Source organism: Blautia sp. AF19-10LB, assembly GCF_003461245.1.
In the GTDB taxonomy this organism is placed as follows: Bacteria; Bacillota; Clostridia; order Lachnospirales; family Lachnospiraceae; genus Blautia_A; species Blautia_A intestinihominis.
In genome coordinates this window covers 1-9,711 of sequence record NZ_QTWS01000063.1, presented here as the reverse complement: position 1 = coordinate 9,711, position 9,711 = coordinate 1, and the positions used below count along the sequence as shown (strand labels likewise).

Sequence of the window (9,711 nt, the reverse complement as noted above, 5' to 3'; positions counted from 1 at the left end):
TCGGTTTACTTTCTCTCTGACCTGTTTTTTCCCACAATCCCAGTCGAGTTTTGTAAGAGAATACGCTTCCCAGCGCATGCTGGATGGCTGCCCTTCTCAGATAAGAAGGCATCTTTGGAAAACGGATGTCAAAATCAAAACGGGCCTGATTCTTTTTCGTTGTATGTATCAGATGTTCTGCTTCATTGAAACGTTTCTTCGCTTCCAGAATCCCTTCCAGCTCTTCCCATACCTGCGCATAAATTTTTACCAGATAACTAACAGCAGACCTGTAGACATCCAGCGTCTGGCGGATTGGGATATTCTGTTTTCGTAATTCCACACCATAGCTGGATGTAATCTTCATATCTGTTTCTTAACCTTTCTATCTTGTACTGATGCAAATAAGTCCTATTTGTTCTTGTGTTTTCTATTATACTCCTTATTAAGTCCAATAAAACTCCCTATTTCTATTTTTTTATAAAAAATTTGCGTGTCTAACTCATCACTGAAAGTAACGAGAATGCGACACGCAGTTATTCAATCAAAAAATGTCTTCCATTTATCACCTGCGCGGTACGCATCAAAACACATTCTGATCTGTTCTTCATTGTTCTTTTCGCCTGCAAGTTCAGGAAGTTCGTCCTCTGCAAAATAGTCAAAACCTGTAGTCTCAATATTCTCTTCAAAACCTCCGCCAGTCGCCGCGCAGAGCATGAATATCTTGCAGACTCTGTATGCATAGACCGGAAGATTATGCTTTTCCCTGTCCTGAATGGCGATCACGCTTTTGACAGAAACATCAAGACCTGCTTCTTCTTTCACTTCTTTTATTGTATTTTCTGTCACGGATACATTTACATCACACCATCCACCCGGCAGTGACCAGGTTCCGTTGTTTTCGTGAACGAGCAGGATTTTTCCCTCTTCAAATATCGCTGCGCGGGTATCGATTTTTGGTGTCTGGTAGCCGGTTTCATTACAGAAAAGATCTTTTACTTTTTCCACTGGCACACCTGAAAGCTCAGCCATCATTTCAGCAGAAATATCCCGGATGCGTTCATAACGTTCTTTGTCATAAACATCTTTTCCATAGGTAAGTCCTGCCTGTGCAAGACCCTGCAGTTCCACGATCAGATCGATCCATTGTTTATTTTTATCCATCTTGTAAGTTCCCTTCTCAATACAAATTGATCTTCGTTTCGACAAGTCTGTCGCCTTCATACTGCAGTTTCACAGAGAAAAAACGTTCTTCGCCCGAAAGAAGCAGATCAAGAAACACTTTATCCCCCTCCCATGCAGGAAGTTCCGATACCCTGGCTTTGTCGATCCAGCAAAGCTCACCCTCATTGCATTCAATCAGTTCACCTGTATATCCGTCCGCTGTAAACACGCACATAAGCTCGGATTCACATTCGCTGTTTATAAACGTTACCAGCCCGCGAAATTTATACGAGGTGAGTGTAAGTCCTGTTTCTTCCTTCACTTCACGCACGAGACATTCCTCAGGAGTTTCCTGGCTTTCCACATGCCCGCCGACGCCGATCCATTTGCCTTCGTTCATGTCGTTTTTCTTTTTTACTCTGTGAAGCATCAGATATTTATTATCATTTTCTATGTAACACAACGTAGTTGTCGTCATTTCAGTTTTCCTTTCTTTCATACATTCCTATCTCTAATAACTATAGCATACTCCCAAACCAAAATACACAGACACGCCCCGTTTAATTGACTTTTCTGTGCATTTATGGTAATGTCTGGTTAGTATAACCTAACCGTTTATCAAAAAAATTTCAAGTTTAGGAGGCCTTTTTTATGACACCTGAAAAATATAAACAGCTTTCTATCAAAGAATTCACACAGGCAGCCAAGATTTACGACAGTGAACATTCCGGTATTTATGAAATGTGTAAGGATGATTACCCGCCGATCCTGGCAGAACTGGAAAAGGAGCCTTTCCACGATGTGCTCGACTGTGGCTGTGGAACCGGACCGATGCTTGAATTGCTCCATCAAAAATACCCGGATAAACATTATATCGGTCTCGACCTCACTCCTGAAATGATCAAGGTCGCTCAGGCAAAGAAGCTTTCCAACACGGAATTTATCGTAGGCGACAGCGAAAATCTTCCTTTTGCTGAGGATTCTTTTGATGCGGTGATCTGTTCCAACAGCTTCCATCACTATCCGAATCCTCAGGCATTTTTTAACAGTACTTACCGTGTTCTGCGAAAAGGCGGCCGACTCGTTTTACGTGACTATACCTCTTCAGATTTTATCGTCTGGCTGATGAACCATCTGGAAATGCCTCTGGCAAATCTGGCTGGCCACGGCGATGTGAAGATACACAAAGTCACAGAATTCATCGCCATGGCAGAAAAAGCCGGCTTCACTGTACTGACTATGGAGAAACAGAAAGGGTTCCGCGCACACCTCGTTGCACGGAAATAACAGTGAACCCATCAATTATTTTTTTCCATAAATAATCCCCATTCCACTGATCATCCATGGTGTTGTTACAACCCCCGGGATAAAGTCGAGTTTCTTTTCCAGATTTCCTATGTAATGTACTTCTGAGATGCCTTCCGCCTTCAGTTCACGGACGAACTGCTCCATATCTCCGTACAGTGCTTTCTGGGAAAACATATCCTGGAAAGAAAATACGCCGCCTTTTTTTACTATCCGGAGTGCTTCTCTTACAACATCCCGTTTGTCTTTTGCTGTGCGTACTTCATGGAATACAAAGTTACTTACTGCCGCATCAAACGATTCGTCTGGAAAATCCAGCTTCGCAGCATCCCCTTTCTGAAAGGATGTGCGGTCCGCAACGCCTTCTATCTGTGCATTTTTTTCACACTGTTCTTTGGCGTAATTCCATTCTGCGCCCCAATAGTCCATTGCGGTGATCTGTGCTTTTGGAAAAGCTTTGGCACAGCGAACCGTAAGTGCGGCTGCCCCGCATCCAATGTCGAGCAGTCTGCCTTCCCCGTTCCAGTCAAGATGCTCGACCAGGTGCTCATGCACACCCGCCATCATATTTCCCTTTCCAAATGCAAATGTCTCATGGCAAATCAGCATGTAGACAGCCATGATAAGTGCCAGTACACAGAGTACTCCTGCTGCTGCCGTGATCACAGGCTTGCTCAATACTACCTGTACGATCACCGCAATCGCGCCCAAAACAACTGCTGCTCCAAACAACATATACAGAGCTTTCTCAGGTACCCAGTTTCCATAGTTTGCTTTTTCGTTCATGATTCTTTCCTCCTCACATTTCAAATCAAATCTGTGCGATCACATAACAAATCCGAAAAAAATTATGTTTTGCAATAGAAAAAGCCTACCGCATTATTTGCGATAGACTTCTTTTTGTCCGTTCAGATATTTAATTAACGCCATCGACCCTGCATCCGCGTGGATGCCGATCTCTCTTGCAAGCCTTATTCTTTCTTCCACGGTATAATCTCCTTTGATCAGTTCCATGTATCCCTGAAGCCTCATGGAAACCAGAATCCTGATAAGTTCCGCATCGGGGCTGACACCCATAAATTTGGAAAAATAGCTGGTAAATGCTGATTGCATCTGCATGTCAATCTGGCTCTTAAATCCTTCGTACCGGCTGCCCGCGGATTTCTCCATCAGAATGATCGCCTCTGTCCGATGTGCTGACAGATATTCCATCATCTGCCGTTCATTGTCATCTGCAGTACCAGGATCGTCCTCTTCTCTCTTTGCAAATACACTGCACATCCTCTGATAATCTGTGATCACAGGATCCAGGATCGCCGCCAACAGTGCTTCTTTGTTTTCAAAAGAAAAATAAAATGCACCGGTCGTAACCCTCGCCGCCTTACAGATATCCCGAAGATTTGCCTTGGCATAACCTTTCTCAAGGAACTCTGCTCTGCCGGATCTGATTAATTTTTGTTCGGTTTGTTTTCTTCGCTCATCATTCATAACACTTGTTGTGTTAGCACGCACTAACCGTTTTGTCAACGTTACTATTCTACTTCCACAATTTTCCTTCTTTGTAGTGCTTTCTGCAAAGTGCCACATAACTTTCATTTGAACCAAGCATGATCTGTGCGCCTTCGCGGACGATTTTGCCATTAGCATATCTGGTGTTGCACTGTGCTCTTCTTCCACACCAGCATACGGTAGGGACTTCTTCTATCACGTCTGCAATCTCCATAAGCCGCCTGGAGCCCGGAAAGAGATGGTTCAAAAAGTCGGTGCGAAGCCCATAGCAGAGAACCGAAATATCATAAAAATCCACGATATCCGATAATCTGTCTACTTCTTCGGGCGAAAGAAACTGTGCTTCGTCCACCAGAACTGCTGCTACCCTTTTTTCATGGTAGATATATTCTGAAGTTTCAGCATTCCAGCATTTCGAGATCTCCCGCAAAAAATCATCCACATATTCAGCCGGTGCAGACAGCCCTATCCGGGACTTGATCTCATGTTCCCCATCCCGGTTATCAGTCCTTGGTTTTAATAATACCGCATACTGACCACGTTCTTCATAATTATAACGGACCATCAGAATATTGGCAGACTTCGAACTGCCCATTGCTCCGTATCTGAAATATAATTTTGCCATTTTTTAACCTTTCCCCGATTTTCCATACTGAAAAATCCTGCTCTGTATTTTTATTATCGCCCGATCTGGTCAGACCTTATATCTTGCATATATTCGATTATATACAACTACCAGCACCGGAATCCCAATTACACAGCCTACTATGATCAGGTCCAATGCTGCTATAGAATTCCAAATCCCGGCAAATGTCGCCATCCAATAAATAATGGAGTATACGATCCACATAATTCCATTGGCATGATTGTAAGCAGTAATATCTGAAATCTCTGTCTCTTTAACAGTCTTTCCAGACCAGAACCACATAGGTTTTTTCCTGTTCCATGCGTAAATTCCAATTCCTGTGAGTAATGCACTGCATGGGATCATTATGATGTACCAGATCAAATTTTCCATAGAATTTCACCTTTCTCTCGGATTTTTTATCATTCCTCATGCCCTTTCACGAACAGTATAACACAAATAAATGTAGCCTGGTGAACAGATTTTCTATAAAAAGCTAACCATATTTAACTTTATAGACCGAATAGTCTATTCTGTAAATAAATTGTAAAGTACATGCACCTGGAGGCTGATATGATAAACGCTGTTAGTAATTACGAAAAGACGAAACTTTCTATGGCGAATGTTTTCCTGCAATATGACCAGGACACAATGATAGCCAAATTTTCATTAAAACACGATCCGTCCTGGTTGTATCTTTCTTTTGTTAAGCGCATCTATCGTATCAACAGAAAATCAGGAAATGTTCAATGGTCAGAGGATGATTGTGACATGCTCCCACCACTTAAATCTTACAGATTTTGAAGTGGGGGCTTCCTGCTCGATTGCCCTTCAGGGCAAAGCTAAAACAGGCTATCCCCGCGTGTCCCGCGGTTCTTTTTTATCTGGTTACAGATTTTTCTATGTGCCGCTACGCACACTTTTTATATACCTTTTTTCCTTCTTTCAGGATATTGACAGCTGCATTCACATCCCGATCCATCCAGTTTCCACATTCACATATGTATGTCCGTTCTGACAAAGCCAGTTCTTTCTTCCTGTTCCCACATACGCTGCATATCTTACTGGATGCAAAATAACGGTCTACTTTTATAAGATATTTCCCACGTTCTTCCAGCTTATATCCAAGCATCGAAAGGAACTGCCCATATCCGTTATCCTGTATCCTTTTTCCAAAGTGCAGACCTCCGGCTATCCCTTTCAGGTTCAGATCTTCCACACATACCGCATCATACTTCTCCGCAAGGTCATGACTGAGCTTATGATGGAAATCTTTCCTCTGGTTCTTTATCCTTTTCATCACATAATGCAACCCTTTTCCTCTGTTTCTGATAGTTCCTGCTGCCCTTTTCGCATCTGGAAAGTTTTCTCTGTTCCCGGGCAAGCTTTTTCTCAGCACTCCGGTATCGAACGATGAAGTTTTATTTTTATGGGTGTCATCTTTGGCAGTTTCAGAGACTTTTCCTGCAGGCAGATATTTCCATTTACCATATTCGTTGTATAAGATTTCCGGGAATGTTTTTTTGATTTATAATTTGGAAATCCCACTTTCGGTTCCCGAAAAAATTTCCAGAAGGCTCCTTCCAGGTTCCTCTGCACATTTGCCAGTGCAAGAGAATCTGCTTCTTTCCACAGTTTTTCTTTTATCTGTGGATATTCTTTTTTCAACAGTCTGCTACTGGCACTTTTATACGCATTAATAAACTTACTTAGTTCTGACCTGGGTTGTGCCCGGAACATTACATGAACATGGTCTCAGTCATGGTTTCACTCTTCCAGCACCTTTCTTATTCCTTTTAATACACCTCAAAGCTACCTCTCTTCATTTTCTATTGCTCTGCGAAAAAATGCCCCTTCGCATATGTAAACTGTCGGTTGAACTTTTCTGCTGCCTGGTGGCTGATTTCCAGTTCCGGGTACATCATGTCGAAGGCGTGGATGTTGCTGTGGTAAATGTCCAGTTCTGCGTGGATGTTGTTTTTCTTCAGTTTATGTATGTATCGCACGGCTTCTGCAAAAAACGGCTCTCCATCTCCTACAAACGTGTAGGCCGGCGGCAGACCAGAAAAGTCTGTGCACCTTGCCGGAGCAGCATAGATCGGTACCTTGGTTTTGTCAGTATTTCGCAGATACATTTTCCAGGCGAAATGATTTTTTCCGTGTATTCCAGACTTTGCCGTGATTGTCCCGGGATGTTTCCGTATCCCGGTCATCCAGCATTGGATACAATGGCATCTGAAAAGCAATCTTCACATCCCCTGTATCTCTCGCTTTCATGCATACAGCGACACACAGCCCGCCGCCGGCACTTTCTCCACCGACCATGATCTGATCCGTTCTGATTCCCAGCTCATCTGCATGATTTTTCAAATACAAAAGTGCATCATAGCAGTCATCCAGTGCCGCCGGATACGGAGTCTCGAAAGCCATTCTGTAGCCAGGGGAAAAGACCACTGCTCCGTATTTTTTGACAAGATCCACCGCTCTTGACATATGAACCATTTCTTTCATTCCGGCGATATATCCGCCACCATGAATCCACAAAATCCCCGGCGTTTTATCCGTCTTTTTCTTCGGCGAAAGGACAAGTGCCGGAATATTTCTGCCCTCAGAAGGTATCTTGATTTTTCTTACGCAAATATCCCTGTCGGGTTTCATTGATCGCATGTCTGCACTCCTTACCTTATCAGTCTGTCCTGAAACAGTTCCATCTCCTGCCGAATCCAGGTCATGATCACGTCCACGAGGTAGTCCTGCTGCACCTGGCTCAATTGTTTCCCTGGCTGGATCTTGTGCCATTTCTTAATGCAGCCACGGCAGCATGTCGCTGTTGCGTGCTGTGCGATGAATACAGGATGACCGCGCATTGGGGTCTGTTTTCCATCGTTTGGAATCACTGCCGGTGCTTCGCGCTTTACAATAAAATCGCGCGCATGTTCTTCTATTTTGTCCAGCCCTTTGCTGTTGATATAATCAATGTCCACCTGCTTCAGATGAAATCTGCTTCGGAATGTCGACTTCCCCAGATTTTCAAAAAGCTGTTTGTACCATTCGTCTTTTGTCACTTTTCTCACTCCCGGAAACTTTATGTCTAGGTCTGGTAGAGTAGGCGGATGAAAATTTCATCCGCCCCTCATCAAACCGTGCATGAGGTTCTCCCTCACACGGCTTTCCGACATTCTTCTTTCTACAGCATTACGTCATGCTCTAGCCATTTTCTTTAATCCTTTTTCGTAAATGCTATTTCTAACAAATCCCACTCTTGACATATGTTTACGCCTTTGGTGTTTCTTGTTATACCATCTTGTAAAGGTACAGATAATGTACCAGTCTAGTGCCTGCATCCATTTCTCATTTGTTTTGGTGGAATAATAATTCTTCCAACCTGTGATTTTCGGATTTAGATTCTTTATTAAATCCTTTTCCTTTGCAACTAACAGGCTTCGACCGTTTACATTCTTTTTGCTGTCCTTGACTGTTGGTATTCCAAGAGGTCTTTCACTTCCGTCTGGTTTTGGTATCATTGGTGGAATAATAATTCTTCCAACCTGTGATTTTCGGATTTAGATTCTTTATTAAATCCTCTTCCTTTGCAACTAACAGGCTTCGACCGTTTACATTCTTTTTGATTTCTGCTTTCATCTTCTTCATGGCTTTCCTGCTCGGGTACTGATAAGTTTCTTTATACAATTGTCCTTTGCTTGTTTCCGTTGTCATTCTTCTGTGGTGCATTCCAAGAAAGTCAAATCCCTCTTTTCCGTCCCACATGCTGACAATCTTTGTTTTTACTGGGTGTAGCTTTAAATCCAGTTTTGCCATGATGTACTGCAATAAGTTCAGTGCGTGATTTGCACTTTTCTTATTCTTGCAGATGATTACTGTATCATCTGCGTACCTTACAAGAATACCGTGAGTAAGTCCATACTTTTCCCACAGTCTGTCCAGTGTATTTAAGTAGATGTTTGCCAATAACGGAGATATAACTGAACCTTGGCTTGTTCCCAGTTCAGAAATTGTCAGTACATTTCCGTATAATACTCCTGATACTAGCCATTGTCTTATCAGCTTCAATATCCTACGGTCTGATATTCTCTGCTCTACCAGTTTCATCAGCTTATCCTGGTTTACGTTATCAAAGAACTTCTCAATATCTGCGTCTACTACATAATAGCCCTTGTTGTTACACGCTTTCCTTACCACTTCCAGTGCTTGCTTGGCACTTCTTTTCGGTCGGAATCCATAGGAACAATCTCTAAAGTCAGCTTCGAATACTGGCTCTATTGCTATCTTGGTAGCCATCTGCACAATTCTGTCCTTGACTGTTGGTATTCCAAGAGGTCTTTCACTTCCGTCTGGTTTTGGTATCATAACTCGCTTTACTGGGGATGGTTTGTACTTTCCATCCATCAGTTCCGATTTGATTTCTGACAGGTGTTTTTCAATTCCCATCTCTTCAATATCTTCGATTCTGATACCATCTACACCACTGGAACCTTTGTTAGCTTTTACCCTTTTCCATGCTTCAAAAAGTATATCATCCCGATATACCTTATCGTAAAGTGCATGAAATCTTCGGCTATCACATTTCTTGGCTGTCAGATATAGTTTGTTTTGAAGTTGTCGAACTTTTTCTTTGGAGTTGTTAGTCTGCATGACATTCTCTCACTCTTACCCTCTCTACAAACGTGAATGAAGCAAGGAACCTTCCCATAGACTGCGTTTTCTTGCACAGTCATTATCGGTACTATGTTCCTCTCCGACTCCCTCCCATCAGAAATACGATTTCGCCAAGCTTATACGCTTTCTTTTTACCTTTCGGTGATGGGTAGGGTCTCTCCAGTTCCGAACCACACTTTTCATACATACCGTTTCCTCTATACCGAGGGATTCCTCCGTGCTGCTTTCCAGTTTCTTCACACGTTCCATGGCTTTCACCCATATGCACAAGGTTCAGCTTCCCTTTGCTCTCTTTTCAGAGACCTTTTTAACGATACGGCAGAATTCACTTTATGTTACGGTCTGCATAATTGCTCGCCCCTCTTACCGAGGTTACTTTATCCACTCGCTTAGTACCCTGCATTACTGCAACGCACCGAGTTTAGCTACACGGCTCACTGGCGATTACCGTG

13 protein-coding genes and 2 pseudogenes are annotated in these 9,711 nt (G+C 42.9%); 1 reads left to right on the top strand and 14 read right to left on the bottom strand.

All coding sequences use genetic code 11. The features are described from left to right. The 3 genes and pseudogenes from DWX28_RS18490 to DWX28_RS18480 form a co-directional block, all read right to left on the bottom strand. Positions 1–346, bottom strand: a pseudogene (locus tag DWX28_RS18490) (IS200/IS605 family accessory protein TnpB-related protein); the annotation flags it as partial. A 173-nt stretch (positions 347–519) separates the two neighbouring features. Further along, a complete protein-coding gene (locus DWX28_RS18485; protein ID WP_022213911.1) occupies positions 520–1,143 on the bottom strand; it encodes an NUDIX hydrolase N-terminal domain-containing protein in 624 nt (207 codons plus the stop codon). A 16-nt stretch (positions 1,144–1,159) separates the two neighbouring features. Beyond that, a complete protein-coding gene (locus tag DWX28_RS18480) occupies positions 1,160–1,621 on the bottom strand; it encodes an NUDIX hydrolase (protein WP_022213910.1) in 462 nt (153 codons plus the stop codon). Between the two features lie 173 nt (positions 1,622–1,794). Between DWX28_RS18480 and DWX28_RS18475 the strand changes: the two genes are divergently transcribed. Then, on the top strand, positions 1,795–2,430 hold the full coding sequence (locus DWX28_RS18475; protein ID WP_118254564.1) for a class I SAM-dependent methyltransferase: 636 nt from the start codon (positions 1,795–1,797) through the stop codon (positions 2,428–2,430). Between the two features lie 15 nt (positions 2,431–2,445). Here the strand turns inward: DWX28_RS18475 and DWX28_RS18470 are convergent, their stop codons facing one another. The 11 genes and pseudogenes from DWX28_RS18470 to ltrA form a co-directional block, all read right to left on the bottom strand. Then, positions 2,446–3,234, bottom strand: coding sequence for a class I SAM-dependent methyltransferase (locus DWX28_RS18470; RefSeq protein WP_118254561.1), 789 nt, complete (start codon positions 3,232–3,234; stop codon positions 2,446–2,448). Between the two features lie 93 nt (positions 3,235–3,327). Further along, complete coding sequence (locus DWX28_RS18465; RefSeq protein ID WP_158565343.1) at positions 3,328–3,975, bottom strand: TetR/AcrR family transcriptional regulator; 648 nt, start codon at positions 3,973–3,975, stop codon at positions 3,328–3,330. Between the two features lie 10 nt (positions 3,976–3,985). Further along, entirely contained in the window at positions 3,986–4,582 is a 597-nt protein-coding gene (locus DWX28_RS18460) for a thymidine kinase (protein WP_022213906.1), read from the bottom strand. A gap of 69 nt (positions 4,583–4,651) precedes the next feature. Next, positions 4,652–4,975 (bottom strand): hypothetical protein, encoded by a 324-nt coding sequence (locus tag DWX28_RS18455; RefSeq protein WP_118254555.1) that lies wholly within the window; start codon positions 4,973–4,975, stop codon positions 4,652–4,654. A 517-nt stretch (positions 4,976–5,492) separates the two neighbouring features. Beyond that, positions 5,493–5,882, bottom strand: coding sequence for an RNA-guided endonuclease InsQ/TnpB family protein (locus DWX28_RS20170; protein ID WP_147342123.1), 390 nt, complete (start codon positions 5,880–5,882; stop codon positions 5,493–5,495). A 323-nt stretch (positions 5,883–6,205) separates the two neighbouring features. Continuing rightward, positions 6,206–6,337: pseudogene (locus DWX28_RS18440) on the bottom strand (transposase); the annotation flags it as partial. A gap of 74 nt (positions 6,338–6,411) precedes the next feature. Then, positions 6,412–6,717 carry an alpha/beta hydrolase gene (locus DWX28_RS20315; RefSeq protein WP_199611870.1) on the bottom strand — a complete coding sequence of 102 codons (306 nt, stop codon included), beginning with the start codon at positions 6,715–6,717 and terminating at the stop codon, positions 6,412–6,414. Beyond that, positions 6,698–7,249, bottom strand: coding sequence for an alpha/beta hydrolase (locus DWX28_RS20310; protein ID WP_022213563.1), 552 nt, complete (start codon positions 7,247–7,249; stop codon positions 6,698–6,700). Before DWX28_RS20310 ends, DWX28_RS20315 begins: the two co-directional genes overlap by 20 nt. Before the next feature lie 11 nt (positions 7,250–7,260). Next, a complete protein-coding gene (locus DWX28_RS18430) occupies positions 7,261–7,647 on the bottom strand; it encodes a DUF4186 domain-containing protein (protein ID WP_022213564.1) in 387 nt (128 codons plus the stop codon). 135 nt (positions 7,648–7,782) lie between these two features. Continuing rightward, positions 7,783–8,106 carry a group II intron maturase-specific domain-containing protein gene (locus tag DWX28_RS18425; protein WP_243002497.1) on the bottom strand — a complete coding sequence of 108 codons (324 nt, stop codon included), beginning with the start codon at positions 8,104–8,106 and terminating at the stop codon, positions 7,783–7,785. Then, on the bottom strand, positions 8,081–9,235 hold the full coding sequence (gene ltrA, locus DWX28_RS18420; protein ID WP_118254547.1) for a group II intron reverse transcriptase/maturase: 1,155 nt from the start codon (positions 9,233–9,235) through the stop codon (positions 8,081–8,083). The genes DWX28_RS18425 and ltrA overlap by 26 nt, the downstream gene beginning before the upstream one ends. Positions 9,236–9,711 lie beyond the last annotated feature (476 nt).

Excerpts from the sequence above, each read along its gene's own strand:
- DWX28_RS18485 (WP_022213911.1), bottom strand. The coding sequence starts at position 1,143 with ATGGATAAAAATAAACAATGGATCGATCTGATCGTGGAACTGCAGGGT.
- DWX28_RS18480 (WP_022213910.1), bottom strand. The coding sequence starts at position 1,621 with ATGACGACAACTACGTTGTGTTACATAGAAAATGATAATAAATATCTG.
- DWX28_RS18475 (WP_118254564.1), top strand. The coding sequence starts at position 1,795 with ATGACACCTGAAAAATATAAACAGCTTTCTATCAAAGAATTCACACAG.
- DWX28_RS18470 (WP_118254561.1), bottom strand. The coding sequence starts at position 3,234 with ATGAACGAAAAAGCAAACTATGGAAACTGGGTACCTGAGAAAGCTCTG.
- DWX28_RS18460 (WP_022213906.1), bottom strand. The coding sequence starts at position 4,582 with ATGGCAAAATTATATTTCAGATACGGAGCAATGGGCAGTTCGAAGTCT.
- DWX28_RS18455 (WP_118254555.1), bottom strand. The coding sequence starts at position 4,975 with ATGGAAAATTTGATCTGGTACATCATAATGATCCCATGCAGTGCATTA.
- DWX28_RS20170 (WP_147342123.1), bottom strand. The coding sequence starts at position 5,882 with ATGAAAAGGATAAAGAACCAGAGGAAAGATTTCCATCATAAGCTCAGT.
- DWX28_RS20315 (WP_199611870.1), bottom strand. The coding sequence starts at position 6,717 with ATGTATCTGCGAAATACTGACAAAACCAAGGTACCGATCTATGCTGCT.
- DWX28_RS20310 (WP_022213563.1), bottom strand. The coding sequence starts at position 7,249 with ATGCGATCAATGAAACCCGACAGGGATATTTGCGTAAGAAAAATCAAG.
- DWX28_RS18425 (WP_243002497.1), bottom strand. The coding sequence starts at position 8,106 with ATGATACCAAAACCAGACGGAAGTGAAAGACCTCTTGGAATACCAACA.
- ltrA (WP_118254547.1), bottom strand. The coding sequence starts at position 9,235 with ATGCAGACTAACAACTCCAAAGAAAAAGTTCGACAACTTCAAAACAAA.